Source organism: Bacillus sp. ISL-7 (genome assembly GCF_018613065.1).
Map to the genome: position 1 here is coordinate 232,797 of NZ_JAGGQW010000034.1, position 20,094 is coordinate 252,890.

The 20,094-nt window shown below is 39.9% G+C and carries 16 protein-coding genes and 1 tRNA gene; 11 read left to right on the forward strand and 6 right to left on the reverse strand.

Annotated elements, in window-relative coordinates:
• Positions 1 to 41: 41 nt before the first annotated feature.
• On the reverse strand, positions 42 to 1,277 hold the full coding sequence (locus J7E66_RS12815; RefSeq protein ID WP_215000502.1) for a helix-turn-helix domain-containing protein: 1,236 nt from the start codon (positions 1,275 to 1,277) through the stop codon (positions 42 to 44).
• 162 nt (positions 1,278 to 1,439) lie between these two features.
• Here J7E66_RS12815 and J7E66_RS12820 point away from each other — a divergent pair, with 162 nt between their 5' ends.
• Entirely contained in the window at positions 1,440 to 3,740 is a 2,301-nt protein-coding gene (locus tag J7E66_RS12820; RefSeq protein WP_215000504.1) for a glycoside hydrolase family 3 C-terminal domain-containing protein, read from the forward strand.
• A 202-nt stretch (positions 3,741 to 3,942) separates the two neighbouring features.
• On the opposite strand, the gene J7E66_RS12825 is transcribed toward J7E66_RS12820, so the two are convergent.
• A complete protein-coding gene (locus J7E66_RS12825; RefSeq protein WP_215000506.1) occupies positions 3,943 to 4,770 on the reverse strand; it encodes a LysR family transcriptional regulator in 828 nt (275 codons plus the stop codon).
• Positions 4,771 to 4,940: 170 nt separating this feature from the next.
• On the opposite strand from J7E66_RS12825, the gene J7E66_RS12830 reads away from it, so the two are divergent.
• The 10 genes from J7E66_RS12830 (at position 4,941) to J7E66_RS12865 (ending at position 17,324) form a co-directional block, all read left to right on the forward strand.
• Complete coding sequence (locus J7E66_RS12830) at positions 4,941 to 7,826, forward strand: 2-oxoglutarate dehydrogenase E1 component (protein ID WP_215000508.1); 2,886 nt, start codon at positions 4,941 to 4,943, stop codon at positions 7,824 to 7,826.
• Between the two features lie 90 nt (positions 7,827 to 7,916).
• A complete protein-coding gene (gene odhB, locus J7E66_RS12835; protein ID WP_215000510.1) occupies positions 7,917 to 9,176 on the forward strand; it encodes a 2-oxoglutarate dehydrogenase complex dihydrolipoyllysine-residue succinyltransferase in 1,260 nt (419 codons plus the stop codon).
• A 702-nt stretch (positions 9,177 to 9,878) separates the two neighbouring features.
• Complete coding sequence (locus J7E66_RS12840; RefSeq protein WP_215000511.1) at positions 9,879 to 10,985, forward strand: carbamoyl phosphate synthase small subunit; 1,107 nt, start codon at positions 9,879 to 9,881, stop codon at positions 10,983 to 10,985.
• A complete protein-coding gene (gene carB / locus J7E66_RS12845; protein ID WP_215000519.1) occupies positions 10,963 to 14,148 on the forward strand; it encodes a carbamoyl-phosphate synthase large subunit in 3,186 nt (1,061 codons plus the stop codon). The genes J7E66_RS12840 and carB overlap by 23 nt, the downstream gene beginning before the upstream one ends.
• 151 nt (positions 14,149 to 14,299) lie before the next feature.
• Positions 14,300 to 14,458, forward strand: coding sequence for a hypothetical protein (locus tag J7E66_RS12850; protein ID WP_214718423.1), 159 nt, complete (start codon positions 14,300 to 14,302; stop codon positions 14,456 to 14,458).
• A 435-nt stretch (positions 14,459 to 14,893) separates the two neighbouring features.
• The gene (locus tag J7E66_RS12855; protein ID WP_215000521.1) at positions 14,894 to 15,232 is read left to right on the forward strand and encodes a YolD-like family protein; all 339 of its coding nucleotides are present in this window, start codon (positions 14,894 to 14,896) and stop codon (positions 15,230 to 15,232) included.
• 493 nt (positions 15,233 to 15,725) lie between these two features.
• Positions 15,726 to 15,848: a hypothetical protein gene (locus J7E66_RS32295; RefSeq protein WP_285289216.1), complete on the forward strand. Its 123-nt coding sequence runs from the start codon at positions 15,726 to 15,728 to the stop codon at positions 15,846 to 15,848.
• Positions 15,849 to 16,095: 247 nt separating this feature from the next.
• Positions 16,096 to 16,614 (forward strand): ATP-dependent DNA ligase, encoded by a 519-nt coding sequence (locus tag J7E66_RS31740; protein WP_251032896.1) that lies wholly within the window; start codon positions 16,096 to 16,098, stop codon positions 16,612 to 16,614.
• Positions 16,615 to 16,719: 105 nt separating this feature from the next.
• Positions 16,720 to 16,920, forward strand: coding sequence for a hypothetical protein (locus J7E66_RS31745; RefSeq protein WP_251032897.1), 201 nt, complete (start codon positions 16,720 to 16,722; stop codon positions 16,918 to 16,920).
• A gap of 191 nt (positions 16,921 to 17,111) precedes the next feature.
• Complete coding sequence (locus tag J7E66_RS12865) at positions 17,112 to 17,324, forward strand: hypothetical protein (RefSeq protein ID WP_215000523.1); 213 nt, start codon at positions 17,112 to 17,114, stop codon at positions 17,322 to 17,324.
• 102 nt (positions 17,325 to 17,426) lie between these two features.
• Here J7E66_RS12865 and J7E66_RS12870 read toward each other — a convergent pair whose 3' ends face one another.
• The 4 genes from J7E66_RS12870 to J7E66_RS12885 form a co-directional block, all read right to left on the reverse strand.
• Complete coding sequence (locus J7E66_RS12870) at positions 17,427 to 17,720, reverse strand: hypothetical protein (protein ID WP_215000525.1); 294 nt, start codon at positions 17,718 to 17,720, stop codon at positions 17,427 to 17,429.
• A gap of 211 nt (positions 17,721 to 17,931) precedes the next feature.
• Entirely contained in the window at positions 17,932 to 18,966 is a 1,035-nt protein-coding gene (locus tag J7E66_RS12875; protein ID WP_215000527.1) for a tyrosine-type recombinase/integrase, read from the reverse strand.
• 177 nt (positions 18,967 to 19,143) lie between these two features.
• Positions 19,144 to 19,217 (reverse strand) — tRNA-Arg (locus J7E66_RS12880).
• Positions 19,218 to 19,281: 64 nt separating this feature from the next.
• Positions 19,282 to 20,025 (reverse strand): YwaF family protein, encoded by a 744-nt coding sequence (locus tag J7E66_RS12885; RefSeq protein WP_215000529.1) that lies wholly within the window; start codon positions 20,023 to 20,025, stop codon positions 19,282 to 19,284.
• Positions 20,026 to 20,094 lie beyond the last annotated feature (69 nt).

Below are 20,094 nucleotides of genomic sequence, written 5' to 3' on the forward strand. Positions count from 1 at the left end.
TATAATTTTTGAAGAGACCGCGGCAGACATACACGGTCTCTTTAATTTATAGGATTATCTTTAAAATGCTTGGGGGTAACTCCTGCAAATTTCTTAAACACTTTTATAAAATAGCTTTGATCCGTAAAGTTTAATAGCGTACAAATTTCGGATAGAGAACAGGAAGTTAATGTTAATAAATTTTTTGCTTCATCTATTTTCACTTTTTGAATATATTCGCTCAATGAAACTCCTGTTTCTTTTTTAAAAAGCGAGGATAAATAATTTGGAGTCAATTGTACCAGTTCTGATAATTGAGACAATGTAATGTTTTCATATACATGGTTAAAAATAAAATTCTGACAGAGTGAGATTGGTTTAGAATACTGTTCAATTTGGCTGGTGTGAACTCTTTCAGCAAAGTCAGCAAATGCTTTTTCCATTAATTTCTTTACCTCATGAATATCCTGTAATTCTTCGAGTCTTTGAATATATATATCACTTAAGGAATAGGCGATTTCTGGATATAAACCGCCTTCCATTGCAGCTCTAGTGGCTAAGGTAATGCCTGAAATGGTTAAATTCTTTTCACTTCTTAATTGACTATTCTTTGATAGGACTCCATATTCAAATTCCTCATTAGCGATGTTCAAATAGTTTAACAGTTCCTCTTTTTTTCCTTTTGTTATTGCTCCAAAAAGTTTCTTTTCAATTAAATAATCATGATGGAATTTAGTATTTTGACGTCTTAAAGATATTTCCAAATCGGGACTTACAGTAAGAACCTCCTGATCACCCATTATTTGATTTTGTTTGATAACATAGTCTGTATCAAGTAATTGATGATAGATCATATAGTGGACAAGGATACCGGTACGTGTCAAGTCATGTAGCTTCATAACTGGAAGTGATTGATAGTAAAGAATAATGAATTCTTGATCGATAAAAAATCCAAGGTCATGATTCATCCTTCTTATCATGTCTTCAGAGTAATTAGTAAAAACGGATGGACCTCCAATAATACTCCCTTGGAATGTATCGCCACCCTGTAAATTAACAATCAAGTAATTTTCAAGTAATTTAGTCGATTTGATTATCGGGTATTCTGATGAATCATCATTCTTCATTAGCTGACTTAAATAGTCTATTTTTGCATGGTATAGTGGGTTTTGTCTATAACCTGATGATGACTCAAAAAGTAATTCACCTTTTGAATCAAGTAGGAAAAAAGGAATTTTGAAAGTCTCATTCATATGCCTGCAAATATACTCTAAGTGGTCTCTATTAAGATATGGCATGCTTAGTTAGTTCCCCTTTTAAAGTAAACGAATTCAATATTATTTCATTTTGTTAATAAGATAATACTATTTTTCGATAAATATTACCATAACTAACAGAGATAAATTAATACAATATAAAAATAGAAAGCGTTTTCTATTAACCATATTAGGAGGTTCACAATGCGAGATATCAAACAATTAATTTCACAAATGACATTAGAAGAAAAAGCGAGCCTATGCTCTGGATTAGATTTCTGGCATTTAAAAGGGATTGAACGACTAGGGATTCCATCTCTTATGGTGACAGACGGACCCCACGGTTTGCGTAAGCAGGCAGAGGGTTCAGACCATTTGGGGATTTATAACAGTGTTCCTGCCACTTGTTTTCCGTCAGCGGCCGGAATGGCCAGCTCTTGGAATCGCGAACTCATTGAAAAAGTAGGGATAGCTCTAGGAGAAGAATGCCAGGCAGAGGATGTAGCAGTTTTGCTTGGACCTGGAGTGAATATTAAGCGTTCACCGCTTTGTGGAAGAAACTTTGAGTATTTCTCTGAAGATCCTTATTTAGCTTCAGAAATGGCGGCGGGCCATGTAAAAGGGGTTCAAAGCCAGGGAGTCGGAACATCTTTGAAACACTTTGCAGCTAATAACCAGGAGCACCGCAGGATGTCAACGGATGCTGTTGTTGATGAAAGAACATTGCGCGAAATTTATTTGGCCAGCTTTGAAGGCGTGGTCAAACAGTCCCAGCCATGGACAGTTATGTGCTCCTACAACAAAGTAAACGGTGAATACGCATCTGAAAATGAATATTTGTTAAATGGGATTCTGAAAGATGAATGGGGCTTTGAAGGCTTTGTTGTTTCCGACTGGGGTGCGGTGAATGAACGTGCAGAAGGATTGGCAGCCGGATTGGAACTTGAAATGCCATCTAGTAATGGCATCGGTGACCAAAAGATTGTCGACGCTGTGAAGAGCGGTAAATTGTCTGAAGAAAAACTCAATAAAGCAGTTGAACGATTATTGCGGATTATTTTTATGGCCGTTGATCATAAAAAAGAAAATGCTGTCTATGACAAGGATGCCCATCACCAGCTTGCTAGAGAAATGGCAAGGGAAAGCATGGTGTTATTAAAAAATGAAGAAGCTATTCTTCCGCTGAAAAAAGAAGGAACCATTGCCGTTATTGGAGAATTTGCTAAAAAGCCAAGATATCAAGGTGGGGGAAGTTCTCATGTAAAACCGACAAAGCTTGAAAACATTGTGGAAGAAATCGAAAAAACTGCTGGTAAGCACACGAATGTGTTATATGCACAAGGATACAGTCTCGACTCTGACGAAATCGATGGAGCGCTAATTGCAGAAGCAAAAGAAGTGGCGGCTCAAGCAGATACGGTGATCCTTTTTGCCGGACTTCCTGATCGTTATGAATCGGAAGGCTATGACCGCGAACATTTGCGCATGCCGGAAAACCACCGTGTATTAGTCGAAGCAGTAGCGGAAGTGAACCGCAATATCATTGTCGTGTTAAGCAACGGCTCACCGATTGAAATGCCATGGATTGGAAATGTAAGAGGTATACTTGAATCTTATTTAGGCGGACAAGCACTTGGAGGTGCCATCGCAGATTTATTATTTGGCGATGCAAATCCGAGCGGAAAATTGGCAGAATCGTTCCCTAAACAATTAAGCGATAACCCTTCTTTCTTGAACTTCCCGGGAGAAGGCGACAAAGTGGAATACAAGGAAGGTATTTTTGTCGGTTATCGATACTATGATACGAAAAAAGTTGAACCTCTATTCCCGTTCGGATTTGGATTAAGCTACACTACCTTTGAATATAGCAATCTTTCAATCAGTCAAAAAGAGATTCAAGATACCGAAACTGTGGCAGTCAGTGTAATCGTTAAAAATACAGGTGATCGAGCTGGAAAAGAGATTGTGCAGCTTTATGTAAAAGATGTAAAGAGCAGTGTCAACAGACCTGAAAAAGAGCTGAAAGGCTTTGAAAAAGTAGACTTGCAGCCAGGTGAGGAAAAAACGGTTACGTTCTTATTAAATAAGCGGGCATTTGCTTACTATAATGTGGAAATGAAAGACTGGCATGTGGAAACAGGAGAGTTTGAAATTTTAGTAGGAGAATCGTCGCAAGAGATTGTCCTTAAAGAAAGCATCGTTGTTCAATCAACAGTTTCCATTAGAAAGCAGGTTCATCGCAATACCCTAGTTGGTGATTTGCTTGCTGACCCGCTTTTAGGGACGTTGGCAACGGAACTAATAAATAAACACAATCCATTCCCAGATTTAGGTGCGAATGAAGGGGATGCTGCCGAAATGATGGAAGCCATGATGAAATATATGCCTCTCCGTGCATTAGTCAACTTCAGCATGGGTGCGTTTACAGAAGAAATGCTAACAAATCTGATGGATCAGTTAAATCGATTTTCCACTAATAATGAACCCAATCTTATAAAAAAGTAGGTAAATTAATACTTTTACCCCCTTCTCACAACTAGAGGAGGGGGTAAAAAAATATGATACATTTTAGAAGGATTTTCTTAATGGAGCAGCTATTTTAAGGAGTGGTCTATTATGATTAAGCTAACCTTTGTCCGGTTTGTTAAATTCAATTGTCCTTCCAATCAAAGTTTTCAATAAAGCGTACAAATGCCTTAACAACATTTCATTCCAAAGATTCCTTATGATAATACATCCACGTTCTTCGCAATATAGGATTTCCTTCTTGATCAAGTAGGTGGATTTTATGTAAATCTTCTATACCGGTAAGAACCCTGCTAGACAGGATGCCATAGCCTAAACCATTTATAACCATTTCCTTACACGTATCAACTTGGTCAACTTCTATACTAATAAAGGGCGCTTGCGAATAATTTTCACCCCACCAATGATCAATTACTGATTTTAATAAATAATCTCCTCTATATTCGATTCTAGGAAGACGAGGGAGATCCATTATATCAATCTCATCCATTGACGCAATGCATATGTCTTCCTCAAATAATTGATGTTTTGATAATCCCCGCCAACCATAGTCCCCTCGAACAAAGCTAATATGAACATCCTTATTGTGTATAAGTTGTGTTACGTCTCTACTCCACCCTGTAACCACTTTGAATTCCACATGTGGATATTGCTTTTTAAATAATTTCAAAACATAGGGAAGTTCATAATTCGCGAAAAAATTGGATACCCCCAATTTCAACGTACCTACCACTTCGTCACTTTCGTTATTACTCATATTTTGGACATTTTCTTTAATCTTTTCATAATGAGCAAGGGCCTCCTCAGCACAATGAACAAGATATTCTCCTTGTGGGGTAAAATGCACTCCTCTGCTTTCACGAGTTACGATTTTAACGCCTAGTTCTTCCTGCATATGCTTTAATCGAGTCGTTAACGCGGGTTGAGTAAGAAATAAGAGGCGAGCAGTTTTTGTTAGATTCTTTTGATGATAAAGCACCTTTAGTATTTCCCAGTCACGATAATCCATTTTTCCACCCATCTATCTGATATAAATATTTTTTATAGATTAATATAATTTTTTAGCATTTTATTTATTTCAATTATTACATTATCCTTAACCTAAAGCAATTGATAATTACTTCACTAAATAGTCCGAAACAAAACATATAAAGTAACACAACAATGGGGGAATTGGGAATGGGATTACAAAAAAACGAACATAATCCATGGAGGAAATTTAATGGTCCAAACCTGGGTTATGTAATCGAACAATATGAGCGGTACACGAACGGGGAAGATACCATTGATCCAAAATTAAAAGAGCTTTTTATTAAATGGGGCTCCCCTTTGTCTTTTGAGTCAAGTCATACCGAAGAAACCCTCAATAATAAATCTGTCAATCTTGATGATTCCATAAATATACAGAAAGTACTTAAAGTGGTAAAACTGCTTGAAGATATTCGTTCAAACGGTCATTTAGCGGCAAACATGAACCCATTAGAGGGGAATCCACAAAATCAAGAGTTGTTTAATCCAGAAAAACATGGGGTAAGTGAGCAAGACCTGAAAGCGATTCCATCCAAACTTGTTTGGGAGGAGGCACCAGCAGGTATTCAAACCGCATGGGATGCTATCAACCATTTAAAGCGTATTTATACCTCCACACTAGCCTATGAATTTAACCATGTGCAACATATGGATGAACGAGCATGGTTAACTCAAATGGTGGAGACAGGTTCCTTGCATCGCTCCTTATCTAAAGAAGAACAAACGAACTTGTTACAGAGTTTGACAGAGGTTGAAGGATTTGAACAATTTTTGCATAAAACCTTTGTCGGTCAAAAGAGATTTTCCATTGAAGGCGTTGACATGCTTGTCCCCATGCTGAATGAAGCTGTGCACGAAGGTGTCGGGGAGGGAGCGCATAATGTCGTGATTGGAATGGCGCATCGCGGCCGCCTAAGTGTCCTTGCGCATGTGTTAAACAAACCATACAGAAAAATGTTCTCTGAATTTCAGCACTCGTCTGCCAAACAACAGGGTCCGTCAGAAGATTTGGTCGACATTAGTGAGGGCTGGACTGGAGATGTGAAATACCATTTAGGCCGAAATCGATTCATGGAAGGCCCTGGAAACGTTCGCGCACGTATTACTTTAGCCAATAATCCGAGTCATCTTGAATTTGTCGATCCGGTAGTCGAAGGTTTTGCAAGAGCTGCCCAAGAAGAACGAAAGTCTGCCGGTTACCCTAAGCAGGATGTTAAGAGGGCGTTTGCGATTTTGGTCCATGGGGATGCAGCCTTTCCAGGCCAGGGGATTGTAGCGGAGACCTTGAATTTAAGCGGGTTAAAAGGATATCGAATAGGTGGAACCATCCACATCATTGCCAACAACATGGTCGGCTTTACGACAGATAGCCACGATTCTCGTTCAACGAGATATTCGAGTGACTTAGCAAAAGGATTTGAGATTCCGATTGTACATGTAAATGCGGACGATCCAGAAGCATGTCTGGCTGCAGTTCGTCTGGCCTATCAATACCGAACTCGGTTCCAAAAGGACTTTTTGATTGATTTAGTTGGGTACCGGCGATTTGGTCATAATGAAATGGACGATGCAGCGGTCACCCAGCCACAGGTTTACAAAAAAATCGCGAACCATCCAACGGTAAGAGCGGTTTATTCCAAACAGTTGCAAAATAGTGGCATTCTCAAACAAGAAGAAGTTGAGCACATTAACCGCAGCGTGCAAGAAATGTTGCAGGCTGAGTTTGAAAAAGCGTCCGAGAAGAAGCAGAGTGAACCCGTTGCAGAAGTAGAGGTTCCGAGGGTGATCGCCAAAGGAATTCCACCGGTGGAAACAAGCGTGCCCCTTGATACCCTTCGTGAATTAAACCAAGATTTGCTGAAATGGCCGGATGATTTTAATGTTTATCCAAAATTAAAGCGGATTCTGGAGCGCCGCAATTCGGCACTAGAAGAGAACGGGAAAGTAGAATGGGCGGTAGCAGAAGTGCTGGCATTTGCATCGATGTTAAAAGATGGGACGCCGATTCGTCTAACCGGCCAAGATTCTGAGCGTGGAACGTTTGCGCAGCGGCACATTGTGCTCCACGACACGGAAACAAACGATACCTATTCACCACTGCACCAGCTTCCGCAAACACGAGCTTCGTTTGCGGTTCATAATAGCCCGCTGTCGGAAGCAGCGGTTGTAGGTTTTGAATATGGATATAATGTATTTGCTCCTGAAACACTTGTCATGTGGGAAGCACAATATGGCGACTTTGCCAACACAGCACAACCCCTCTATGATCAATTTGTTTCATCCGCAAGAGCAAAATGGGGGCAAAAATCAGGGCTTATCCTCCTGTTGCCTCACGGGTATGAAGGCCAAGGTCCGGAGCATTCCAGTGCCCGTCCGGAACGCTTTTTACAATTAGCAGCTGAAAACAACTGGACAGTCGCCAACTTGACAAGTGCGGCCCAATATTTTCATATTTTACGCCGTCAAGCATCCATCTTAGGAACAGAGTTTGTTCGGCCATTGGTGATTATGACGCCAAAGAGTCTGCTTCGGCACCCATTGGTCGCTTCTCCAGGTACTGCGCTAAGCGAAGGCCATTTCCAAACAGTAGTGGAACAGCCTCAGCTCGGAAAAGAGATAGACAAGGTAAAGCGTTTAGTATTAACAACTGGTAAGATGGCCATCGATTTGGCTGTAGAAGTCGATGCAAAGAAAGAAGATCGAAACTTAGAAGAGTTACACATCGTTCGAATCGAACAATTGTATCCATTTCCTCAGGAAAAAGTAGAAGCAATCTTGAAGCGTTACCCAAACTTGAAGGAAATCATTTGGGTACAGGAAGAACCGAAAAATATGGGTGCGTGGCATTATATCGCCCCAATTCTCTTTGATCTTGCTTCCGGGAGCCTGACAGTTGGTTACATTGGACGTCAGGAGCGTTCAAGTACGGCAGGCGGCGATCCAATCGTTCATAAAAAGGAACAAGAGCGCATTATCCAACAGGCTTTGAACTATATAGAGTCTAGTAGATACTCAGAAACAAGAAAGAGATTTTAGTTCTAACTAACCATCATCACTCACAAATTACGATAGTTGAAATACAAGCATAATAGGAGACTTACCATCATACCTAGGAGGATACACCACATGATAGAAATAAAAGTACCAGAACTGGCAGAATCCATTACAGAAGGAACCATTTCACAATGGCTCATTAACATTGGTGATAAAGTGACCAAAGGAGATAGTGTTGTTGAACTGGAAACAGACAAAGTGAATATCGAATTAAATACCGAATACTCAGGTATAGTTTCAAAATTATTAAAAGAGACGGGCGATATCGTCGAAGTAGGCGATGTAATTGCGATTATCGAAGAGAATACGGCTGCAGGAGCCACTCCAGGCACTCCAACTGTTCCAGTTGCAGCTCCGGAAAGACCGGCAGAAGAAACTTTTAATCAACAAAGCAACCAACCTGAGCCAGAACTTTCGAAAGCAATACGTCCAATTGCTTCACCAGCAGCAAGAAAATTGGCAAGAGAACGGGGAATCGATTTACATCAAGTAAGCAGCCGTGATCCACTTGGCAGAATTAGAACAGAGGATGTAAAAGCATATACACATACACCTGCGGTTAAAGAAGAACCAAAGTTGGAAAAGACCAGCCCTAAACCTGTCGTACAACAAATAGATGAAGAGTTTGACAAACCAGTAGAACGTGTGAAAATGTCCCGCCGGCGTCAAACCATCGCTAAACGCTTAGTAGAAGTCCAGCATACAGCGGCAATGTTAACTACATTTAACGAAGTGGATATGTCTGCTGTCATGGATTTACGCACTAAGCGGAAAGATGCCTTTTTTGAAAAACATGGGGTTCGTCTTGGGTTCATGTCGTTCTTTACAAAAGCCGTGGTTTCGGCTTTGAAGCAATTCCCGCTTTTAAATGCTGAAATTCAAGGCGATGAATTGATTTTGAAGAAGTTTTATGATATCGGAATTGCCGTGGCAGCACCAGAGGGGTTGGTCGTACCGGTTGTACGCAATGCGAACCAGAAAAACTTTGCCGAAATCGAACAAGAAATCAGTAATCTCGGTAAAAAAGCTCGTGATAATGCCCTTACTTTAAATGATTTGCAAGGTGGAACATTTACGATTACAAATGGCGGAGTTTTCGGTTCATTAATGTCAACGCCAATCTTGAATAGCCCGCAAGTGGGGATTCTCGGTATGCATAAGATCCAAATAAGGCCAGTAGCGATTGATCGTGAACGAATGGAAAACCGTCCGATGATGTATATTGCCCTTTCTTACGACCATCGAATTGTCGACGGAAAAGAAGCTGTTAGCTTCTTAGTTGCAGTGAAAGAATTGTTGGAGGATCCTCACTCTTTATTATTAGAAGGATAAATCTTATTGATTTGCTTGTTTAATTCTAAAAGACCAAACAAAAACAGACCTTTGAGGTCTGTCAGGCTGTCGAAAAACCGATACCATTGCGCCACCTTAACGGTGGCGTTTTTTTTATATCAAAAAAATGTACGTATTAACCTCAACTTGTCCCTATCAAAATGAACGCCTTTTGCATTTACTAGTAGATTTTTATTTGAAAGGAATGAATTTGTGAAAATAACAATTATTCATTTTAGCAAAAACAACTGTAAATAAAATTCTATTTAAACAAAAGAAAAGGTACAATTTTCAAACTCAATATTATGTTGTGGGAGAATTCTATACGGAGGAGTTCGATCAGCAATAAATAACCAAGTTTGTTTTTTAAATGAAAAGGAATGAAAGGATTATATAATAGATGAACCCAATAATAGTGGACAATTTTTCTTATTTATATAATACATTATAGTGGCAAATAAGGAGATTATAGGGAATGACCTGTAAAAATACAAATTAGGAAAGAAGTAGTTCTAACTTTATGCAATATTAGAATTTTTATCGGAAATCCTTCAATTTGTAAATAATTGGAATTGTTCGTGATGGCCCTCCAGATACTATAAAATGAATCCTCCTTTTACGAGGAAGAGAAAATCAACAGGCGTTAATCAAACGATTGCGGGGTAGAGGGATAATGCGTATGGAAGAAAGGAGTGTAATGGTATGAAACGTCAACTCATTTTAGAAGATGGTACTGTTTTTGTTGGAAAAGGATTTGGCAGTGAAAAGGAATTGATAGGTGAAGTTGTATTTAACACAGGGATGACCGGCTATCAGGAAATTTTGTCGGATCCTTCTTATTGCAGTCAAATTGTTACATTGACTTACCCGCTTATTGGTAACTATGGAATTAATCGTGATGATTTTGAATCGATTGAACCAACAATTAATGGTTTGATTGTAAAAGAATTTTGCGAAATACCGTCAAATTTCCGTAGTCAATTTCCACTTAATAAATATTTAAAAGACAAAGATATTCCAGGTTTAGCGGGAATTGATACAAGGAAGCTTACAAGAAAAATCCGCGAGCATGGGATTCTAAAAGGAAGAATCTGCAGCATGGATGTAATTGTTGAAGAAGTAGTGGCAGATTTAAAGAAAGCAGAATGGACGAGAGATCAGGTGAAACAAGTATCAACAAAACGTTCCTATCCGAGTCCTGGAAGAGGTTTTAAAGTCGTGCTAGTCGACTACGGAATGAAGCACGGTATTTTACGGGAGTTAACGCTGCGCAACTGTGATGTTATAGTCGTTCCGTATGATACAACGGCAGAAAAAATATTTAATCTAAATCCGGATGGCATCATGTTAAGTAATGGGCCTGGGGATCCGAAAGAAATAACAGAAGGAATTGAAATGATTAAAGGTGTGCTTGGGAAAATACCATTGTTCGGCATTTGCTTAGGTCATCAATTGGTCGCCCTTGCATGCGGAGCAGATACAGAAAGATTGAAGTTTGGTCACCGCGGGTCAAACCATCCTGTTAAAAATTTAGAAACAAATCGCGTTGAAATTACCTCGCAAAACCATGGGTATACAGTTTGTATGGATTCTTTAGAAGGAACTGATTTATCAGTAACACATATTGCATTAAATGACGGGACAGTTGAGGGGTTAAAGCATGACAAGTATCCAGCTTTTACTATCCAATACCACCCTGAGGCATCCCCGGGACCAGAAGACGCAAACTATTTATTTGACCGTTTCATTGAATTAATGGAAGCAAGGAAGAAGGAAGGGACGAACGATGACAAAACGCTTAGACATTGAAACAATTTTAGTAATTGGATCAGGACCAATTGTTATTGGACAAGCGGCTGAGTTTGATTATGCGGGCACGCAGGCATGTATCGCATTAAAAGAAGAAGGGTACAAAGTCATTCTTGTTAACTCAAACCCAGCGACAATTATGACCGATACGGAAATGGCAGATAAAGTATACATTGAGCCGTTAACTGTTGAGTTCGTAAGCTCCATCATATATAAAGAACGTCCGGATGCCATTTTACCGACACTAGGTGGACAAACAGGGTTAAATCTTACCGTAGAACTTGCCAAATCAGGTATTTTAGAAGAGCTGGGCGTTGAAATTTTAGGAACAAAATTAAGCGCGATTGAACAAGCAGAAGACCGAGATTTGTTCCGTTCATTAATGAACGAATTGAATGAACCAGTTCCGGATAGTGAAATTATTCATACGGTTGAAGAGGGATATGCATTCGTGGAACAAGTCGGCTATCCTGTTATTGTTCGTCCGGCCTATACACTTGGAGGAACGGGCGGCGGTATTTGCCACAATAAAGAGGAATTAATTGAAACTGTAACGAGCGGCTTAAAATACAGTCCTGTTACCCAATGCCTGCTCGAGAAAAGTATTGCCGGGTTTAAAGAAATAGAGTACGAAGTAATGCGTGACAGCAACGACAATGCTATTGTTGTGTGCAACATGGAAAACATCGATCCTGTTGGTGTCCATACGGGTGATTCAATTGTTGTAGCACCGAGTCAAACCTTAAGCGACCGTGAGTATCAATTATTGCGTAATGCCTCTTTAAAGATTATTCGTGCACTGAAGATTGAGGGTGGATGCAATGTTCAGCTTGCTTTAGATCCCTTGAGCTTCCAATACTATGTCATTGAGGTAAACCCGCGTGTCAGCCGCTCATCTGCGCTAGCATCAAAAGCAACAGGGTACCCAATTGCGAAACTTTCGGCGAAAATTGCAGTAGGTTTTACGTTAGATGAAATGATGAATCCTGTAACAGAAAGAACATATGCATCGTTTGAACCTGCCCTAGATTATGTAGTAACAAAAATTCCTCGCTTTCCATTTGATAAATTCGAATCGGCTAATCGTAAGCTTGGTACACAAATGAAAGCGACAGGTGAAGTAATGGCAATCGGACGTACTCTCGAAGAGTCATTATTAAAAGCAGTTCGTTCACTTGAATTAAAAGTATATCATCTAAATTTAAAAGATGCCGATCAAATCAATGACGAATTGATTGAAAAACGTATTCGTGTTGCGGGTGACGAGCGCTTATTCTACATAGGTGAAGCACTCAGAAGAGGTATAACGATTGAACAAATTCATGAGTGGAGCCAAATTGATATTTTCTTTCTTGCGAAGTTTGACAATATAGTCAAGTTTGAGAAGGTTATGGAAGAAAACAAAGGCGATAGAGAGGTTCTGCTTGAAGCAAAGAAAATCGGTTTCTCAGATAAAACTATAGCAAAACTATGGGGTATGACAGAACTTGAAGTTTATGAATATCGGAAAGAGAATGGAATTATCCCTGTCTATAAAATGGTGGATACATGTGCAGCTGAATTTGAATCTGAAACGCCTTATTTTTACGGTACGTATGAAGATGAAAACGAATCAGCTGTGACTGAAAAGAAGAGTGTGATCGTGCTTGGATCCGGACCAATTCGTATCGGACAAGGAGTGGAGTTCGACTATGCAACGGTTCACTCTGTCTGGGCTATTCGCGAAGCCGGTTACGAGGCAATTATTATTAATAGTAACCCCGAAACTGTTTCAACCGATTTTAGTATTTCAGACAAACTGTATTTTGAGCCATTAACGATCGAAGATGTTATGCATATTATTGATTTAGAAAAACCACTTGGTGTTGTTGTACAATTTGGTGGACAAACAGGGATTAACTTGGCTGGAGAATTGGCAAGCCGTGGTGTGAAAATTTTAGGAACATCGCTTGAGTGTCTTGAGGCAGCAGAAGACCGTGAAAAGTTCGAAAAAACATTGGCATCTCTGGATATTCCGCAGCCTTTAGGTAAAACAGCAAAGTCAGTAGAAGAAGCGGTTAAAATTGCAGAGACAATTGGCTTCCCTGTACTTATTCGGCCTTCTTATGTACTAGGCGGAAGGGCAATGGAAATTGTATATCAAACAGAGGAATTACTTCATTACATGAAAAATGCGGTCCAAGTACATGAGGATCAGCCGGTATTGATTGACCGTTATTTAACAGGCCAGGAAATGGAAGTAGATGCTATCTCTGATGGGGAGAATGTATTCATTCCAGGTATTATGGAACATATTGAGCGTGCAGGTGTCCATTCAGGTGACTCGATCGGTGTGTATCCACCACAAAGCCTATCAGAAGAAACAAAGGCGACAATTATTGACTATACAACAAGAATTGCAAAAGGTTTTCAAATAGTAGGTTTACTTAATATTCAGTTCGTCTTATCAAAAGGTAAAGTGTATGTATTGGAAGTTAATCCGCGCGCGAGCCGTACAGTGCCATTCCTAAGCAAAATTACACTTGTTCCTATGGCGAATCTTGCTACCAAAATAATGTTAGGAAAAACGTTACCGGAGCTCGGGCTTCAATCAGGTATTCATCCTGAAGAGAACAATGTTTATGTGAAAGTCCCTGTATTCTCATTTGCAAAGCTAAGAAAAGTAGATATAACACTTGGACCCGAAATGAAATCAACCGGGGAAGTTATGGGACAAGATACAACATTGGAAAAAGCACTGTATAAAGGATTTATTGCTGCCGGTACTTCAATCAAGCCCCACGGGTATGTATTGTTCACAGTTGCGGACAAAGATAAGGCCGAAGCTGCTGAACTGGCTAAACGTTTCTACAACATTGGGTATCGAATCCTGGCAACAGCAGGGACTGCTGCTGCATTTAAGCAAGATGGGATTCCTGTAAATGTTGTGAATAAAATCGAATCCGAAGAGGAAAACTTGTTAGAGGTAATTCGTAATGGTAAAGCACAGCTTGTGGTCAATACACTAACAAAGGGTAAACAGCCTGCACGCGACGGATTTAAAATTCGCCGTGAAGCAGTTGAAAATGGTATTCCATGTTTAACCTCTCTTGATACAGTAGTTGCAATCTTTCGTGTACTTGAAACCATTCGTTTCCAAACAACACCAATGCGAAGTAAATAAGAGCTCGCTTGGTTTTATGATGAAGCTAAGATAATACACAATTGATTCCATTTTTTAACACTAGGACAAAGTTGCTCTAATAATCAGAGTATTACTAGATTTTTTTCAAGTCAAATTCAAAAAGTTATTGTTAGGATAGGGAGGGATAAATATGAATAAGTCGGAAGCTGTTACTAAAAAGGAACAGAAACAAGATAACATTAAAAAATACAGTGAAGTCAATGAATTCAACCATGAAAGCAATCAAGTGGCCAAAGCGCAAAAACAAATGTCTTCACAAGAGACAACTGGAGTACTAGATCAGGAATAGTTCCGGTACCTGGCACACCCCGAAATCTTGTTTCACAGGTGTTATTTAATTATTTAGGAACTATACCAAGTAATTAACAGTTAAATCAGAAAAAAACCCTTGCAATGGCAAGGGTTTTTAGATGTCCCAGGGAGGATTCGAACCCACCACCAAAAGCTTGAATAGTTATAGTTGGAAGGCATTTTGTGAAAGCTTTATAGACACGAAAAGTTTCCCCTTGACATCGTGCATCAAGCTGAAAGGTAATAGGTGTAGTAGTAATATTAAAAGCATCACATGTTTTAGAACAGTCACAACTCATGGGAATTCACCTCCTTAATTTAGAGTATGAATTGGACGAATTCTGTCCTGTACAAATGTCCGCTAGCGGAAGTTTTTATTTTTATCTACATATAGAACGCTTGTTTGTATATAATAAAAACGAGGTGATTATATATGGCGATATGCGACCGCGGAATTGTTAAGTGGCAAGCTGCGTTTCAACTTCCGGAACTGGTGAAGTCTTATCGTGGGTTATGGCGAGATACTGAACGCATTGCAAAGCCGATTATTGACGAGCATGAAGCGGAGGAGTTCGACCAGCGGATAGCTTATGCGATGGAAAGTAACTATGCGGTAAAGATAACGATATGGCAAGACGGCTTCACTACGGAGATTACTGGCCGCATTCATCGCGTTGATCCTATTACGCATCAGCTCCGTATTGAGGTAAAGCCTGGCGAGTTCGAGTGGGTGGCCTTCGAAGAAGTTACCGAGGTGACTGTCGTGGATTAGACTGAAATAAGAAAAAGCGCCATATAGACGCTTCGGTAAGGAGGTTAAATTATTAGGGTACTGTATATTATGAAGGGTTGTATAAGATGGTAATGGACAAACACGGAATTTTTATAAATAAATTGGTCGGGGATTAATACCGACATTACCTAGTAGATTACTCGGATATATTATAGAAGGAACACGGAATTATTCCGATTTACAACGTAAGGTGACGTAATGTGGAAGACAATAACGGTAGGCGCTATTAATTTTGACTATCGTCATTATCTTCCCTATTTTGTTTTATATTTGAATAAACTAAATAAATTAGAAAATTGCCAGGAATCGAGATCAAAATGAATACAAACCAAAGCGTGTTTATAAAATGAGTGTATATCCACGACATGCTAGCACCTCCTAATTCTAGAATGTCCGAAATGTCCATATGTTACAATCAGAATAATCATCTTGCAATATGGCAGGTAATGTAAAGTGATACAGTAGGGATACGGTGGCATATCGTAAGGCATCGGGCAGTACAAAAGATTACATATTTGCGATATCACTAGCACGAGGCGCCTGGAGCGGACGCCCTTCCGAAATCTCAGGGGTACTGCGCTATTATGTCAAATGATGCCGTGATCCACCACATAAACCGGCAGCTATCCGCATATTGAACGGGTATTCATTATGCATAAATTCCGGGAAATACTCGGAGCTGCTGGCGCTATGAATGGTGTAGGTATGCGGATGTATGCGGATATGTATATCGGCATTATCTACTTATTAGTCGGGGCGTCTCTTTCCTTCATACCTACTTCCAAAAGTCTACAAATCTTCCGTTCTACTAATCGTGGTAAAATTAATCTGAGGTGTTTTATATGACGTTTATCAAACCAATGCTATTACAAAAATCGGACCAGCCTTTCGATGACTCCGATTTCATTACGGAGCTCAAACTCGACGGCATCCGTTTAATATACTCGGTTGATTCAGTGGGCAAGGTCCGCTTATTTTCACACCACAATAACGAAGTCACATCGAAATTCCCCCAACTGCACGACCTTAATATCCCGCCTGGTACCACGCTTGACGGCGAGCTGATAATTAGTGACAACGCCGGAAAACCGGATTTCGAAGCCATGATGAGCCGGTTCATGAGTTCGAAGGATAAATCTCCGGTCAGCTTCGTTTCTTTTGACGTAATCCAGCATGAAGGTGAGCGTGTATCAAAACTCCCGTTACTCGAGCGTAAGGAAATACTTGCGGAACTTGTGCCGAATGATTCCACGCTGATTGCCAAATCGCAATTTATCGAAGGACACGGTGAGGCATATTTTGACACAATCAAGGCACAAGGACTCGCAGGAATTGTTTTAAAACGCAAAGATTCGCGTTAAGAAGTCGGCAAGAGATCACACTCATGGCTGAAGGTCATAAATTACCAATACGCCAATGTTTTCGTGGTTGGCTACCGCAAGCAACCGAAGGGTTTCGGCTGGCTATTGACGGACGCTGATGGTAGGTACATGGGCGTGATGGAACTCGGAGTGCCTGTGAGTGAAAAGGCGAAAGTTTACCGAGCTCCTATCGTAAAAGAAACCGATGATTTTGCGAATATAGCTCCGATTGGCGTTCGAGTTAAGTACCGTAATTTAACAAAGTCGGGCTTATTACGTATTCCTAGCTTTGTAGAGTGGGTTTAACGACCCACTCTTTTTTAAAGATCTGTTATACAATAACCTTGATAATTTACCAAATGAAAAAGGACTTTTTTGAAGACTTCTTATTTAACAAAAGCACCCCTTTAGCTGAATAAGAAATCTCGAGAAAATTATTGGTATCAAAGGAGAAAACCTCCTTTATGTCGATAATAATAGATAAAGGGGATGACCCAATGAATAAAGTTGGTTTATTAAAAAATCTACGTAATGCGAGTCGAGGTAATTTTTTTTCAATAGAGATTCCTAAAGCTACAAAAGAAGATGAAAAAAAGATTGAAGAATGGGTTGGAGAATTAGAAAGTGAAGGGAAAATCAAGTTAAGAGAATGTGTACAGCGAGAATACTCGGTTTATTTACATGGAATAATTAAGTATGCGTCCGAATAATCGGGTGCTTTTTAATGGGGTGAAACGAAAGAGGATATATCAAACCAAGAAAGCACAGAGTAATTACTTTAGCTAAAAAAGCCCCAGCAGGTACGCCAAGGCTTAATAAAATGGGCGGTTATGATAAGATTCATTAGGTCTTTCTTTCGCGTTGTATGTATAGTCACTCGATTTTCTTTCGAGGAAATGCGAGACGGTGACCACCATCAGTCCGATTGGCACCGTGACTGCGAGAACAAAGGATGCGTAAAGCCAGCGATATGGGTGCGGTGATTCCTCCGCGACGAAATCAATAGCGCTAATGTCGACAATCTTTAGTGACGTAATAATATAAACAGCAATGATAATACCGGTTGCTATGGCGAAATAGCCTGCCAAACATAATGCGTTTCTCATACGAATCTCCACCCAATCCTATTGGTTAAATCGAAGTTATAGCATTATATGTAAAATATAGTTATTTAAGTCTCTAAAGTAAAAAAAATGGAATCATCATGCGGAATTAGAAGAGTACGAAGGTCAACTGGTATAGTAGGGAAAGTAAGACGGGGATATTTAGGTTTCCGCGTTTTATGAATAAGGCCGCCCAATAAGGACGGCTTTTTTATTACGTTCGAATGCCATTGCGCTTCATAATATTACGTACTGGCGAGAACTTATTATGTTGCTCGCGAATATGCTCGCTGTCCATTTGGACATATTTTCGCGTGGTTTGTATGTCCGCATGATCGAGTATCTTTTGAAGGGTGAATATATCTCCGCCATTTAATACATAATTCCGTGCAAATGTATGGCGGAACATATGCGGATGGAGTTTCGTTATATTTAATTTACGCTTTAATCGATTTAACCTACGACGGAATGCATCGTCGGTAAAATCCTCACCATAAGCGTTCATGAACAACTGAGCGTCCTCACCGAAATACAGTTGCGTTTCATCTAAAAGCTGCCGCATTCTCTTAGCGACCTCTCGGCTTATAGGTATCTCTCGAGACCTCCGATTCTTTGCGATTTTAGACGGCACAGTGACCGTTAAATCTTTGAAATCAATTTGAGCTGCGGTTAATGACAGTGCTTCACCGATTCGTAGGCCGGTATCCGATAACAATAGAATAAGAGTCTTATCGCGCCATTGTGCGAATTGCCGATCGTCATAAGAGGCGAGAATGGCATCGATTTGCTCGTCCGGAATACCTGGCACCTCTTCGCGGGCATCATCGCGGACTTGTGAGATATTCTGCATTGGATTGCTCGGAATCATTCCCTCGTTAAATAGAAAGCGAAACATCGTGCTGAGACCTCGAATTCGTATATTAATAGTATGCACCGACAAACCCTTTCCACTACGCTTCCGTTGGGGGTCTTCGGCATATGGTGTTCGTTCAGTGCGAAGATAATTAATATAATCACGAATACAGTCTGCGGTAATTTCATTAATATTCGTAATGTCTTCGTCTAACCATTGTCGAAAATAACGGAAAATATCGTGGTATCCAGTAAGTGTTCCCGGACGAACACCTTCCGCTGTTTTAGCGCGAATAAAGATTTCGATAGCTTCCTCGATGGTATATAGGACCTCCCGAGGCTTTCGGACTTGAGGCGATGCTGTTGCTCCTCTTTCGTCAATAAACTTACGTTTCATACGGTTTTAACTCCTTCTGTAATTCAGCCGCAAGTGTCCTACGTTCACCATTCGATGTCCTATAGCGTCAAAAACCACGTCCTACAGATAACGTAAAAAAGCGCCATGTCAACGCATTGTCACCGTATTGCTTAACGGATGACAAACCGCATATCATAGCGCTTTACATAATGAAGATGTCCCAGAGAGGATTCGAACCTCCGACCTACAGTTTAGGAAACTGTTGCTCTATCCTACTGAGCTACTGAGACAAATAAAATAGGAACGTTATTTATTATAATTTGTTAATTCTAAAAGGTCAATAAAAAGTTGAGATTATTGAATTGGCAGGTCTCTGGCAACTTCGCTTTTTTTCGCACCCTTTTCACGGAATATCAACCAAACGATTAAACTAAGCCCAATTAATAAACCTTCCAGCGATAAAATGTACCAAGGATAGGGTCCTAATACATCTAATAAACTTGCACTGTCAGGTTTATGACTTAAGAACATATAATTTCCGTCTACCAGCTTATTGATCAACATTATAATCGGCATGAGTACATTCAAAAAGATACATAATTTTAATACAGACCAAATTGTCGGTCGGTATCCCTTTGCCCAAGTAAAATAAAGCGGCACCCAGATCTCCATCAAATGTGTATAAAAGAAATGGAAAAACCGAAAATGCGGGAAATCATAATTTAATGATGGTGTTAATAACGCCTGTGATGCGCCTAATAATGCAGTGAATAATAAAATCTCATAGATTATTTTTTTCTTAGTTAGCAATAAAATGACGGTTAATATCAGACTGATGCTGCACAATTCTAATGGGATGGCGTGGCTCACATCCCAACTTCCATTTAAAAGCATCCAGGTATGATAAGTCGTTTCCATGATGATTAGTGAAATAGCGACCCCGATTTCAGTTCGTCGCCATTCATTAGCCTTCAATTTATCTCTAAACAGGAATAGGCAGACTGAAACTAAGAGTAAGATAGAGATAATAACAAAGTGACTTGCAGAAAACATCTCAAAATCAAAGTTGTTGTTACTGCGGCCAAACACTCCCTCCATATTACCACCACCCCTGTAGACAATAATCAAAACAATTATCAATTGTAAATTAATGCTAGTTTTACCTTA

Coding starts and splice junctions, on each gene's coding strand:
- J7E66_RS12875 (WP_215000527.1), bottom strand. CDS start 18,966: ATGAAACGTAAGTTTATTGACGAAAGAGGAGCAACAGCATCGCCTCAA.
- J7E66_RS12865 (WP_215000523.1), top strand. CDS start 17,112: ATGAATAAAGTTGGTTTATTAAAAAATCTACGTAATGCGAGTCGAGGT.
- J7E66_RS12840 (WP_215000511.1), top strand. CDS start 9,879: ATGAAACGTCAACTCATTTTAGAAGATGGTACTGTTTTTGTTGGAAAA.
- J7E66_RS12870 (WP_215000525.1), bottom strand. CDS start 17,720: ATGAGAAACGCATTATGTTTGGCAGGCTATTTCGCCATAGCAACCGGT.
- carB (WP_215000519.1), top strand. CDS start 10,963: ATGACAAAACGCTTAGACATTGAAACAATTTTAGTAATTGGATCAGGA.
- J7E66_RS31740 (WP_251032896.1), top strand. CDS start 16,096: ATGACGTTTATCAAACCAATGCTATTACAAAAATCGGACCAGCCTTTC.
- J7E66_RS12850 (WP_214718423.1), top strand. CDS start 14,300: ATGAATAAGTCGGAAGCTGTTACTAAAAAGGAACAGAAACAAGATAAC.
- J7E66_RS12825 (WP_215000506.1), bottom strand. CDS start 4,770: ATGGATTATCGTGACTGGGAAATACTAAAGGTGCTTTATCATCAAAAG.
- J7E66_RS12885 (WP_215000529.1), bottom strand. CDS start 20,025: ATGGAGGGAGTGTTTGGCCGCAGTAACAACAACTTTGATTTTGAGATG.
- odhB (WP_215000510.1), top strand. CDS start 7,917: ATGATAGAAATAAAAGTACCAGAACTGGCAGAATCCATTACAGAAGGA.
- J7E66_RS12820 (WP_215000504.1), top strand. CDS start 1,440: ATGCGAGATATCAAACAATTAATTTCACAAATGACATTAGAAGAAAAA.
- J7E66_RS12855 (WP_215000521.1), top strand. CDS start 14,894: ATGGCGATATGCGACCGCGGAATTGTTAAGTGGCAAGCTGCGTTTCAA.
- J7E66_RS12815 (WP_215000502.1), bottom strand. CDS start 1,277: ATGCCATATCTTAATAGAGACCACTTAGAGTATATTTGCAGGCATATG.
- J7E66_RS12830 (WP_215000508.1), top strand. CDS start 4,941: ATGGGATTACAAAAAAACGAACATAATCCATGGAGGAAATTTAATGGT.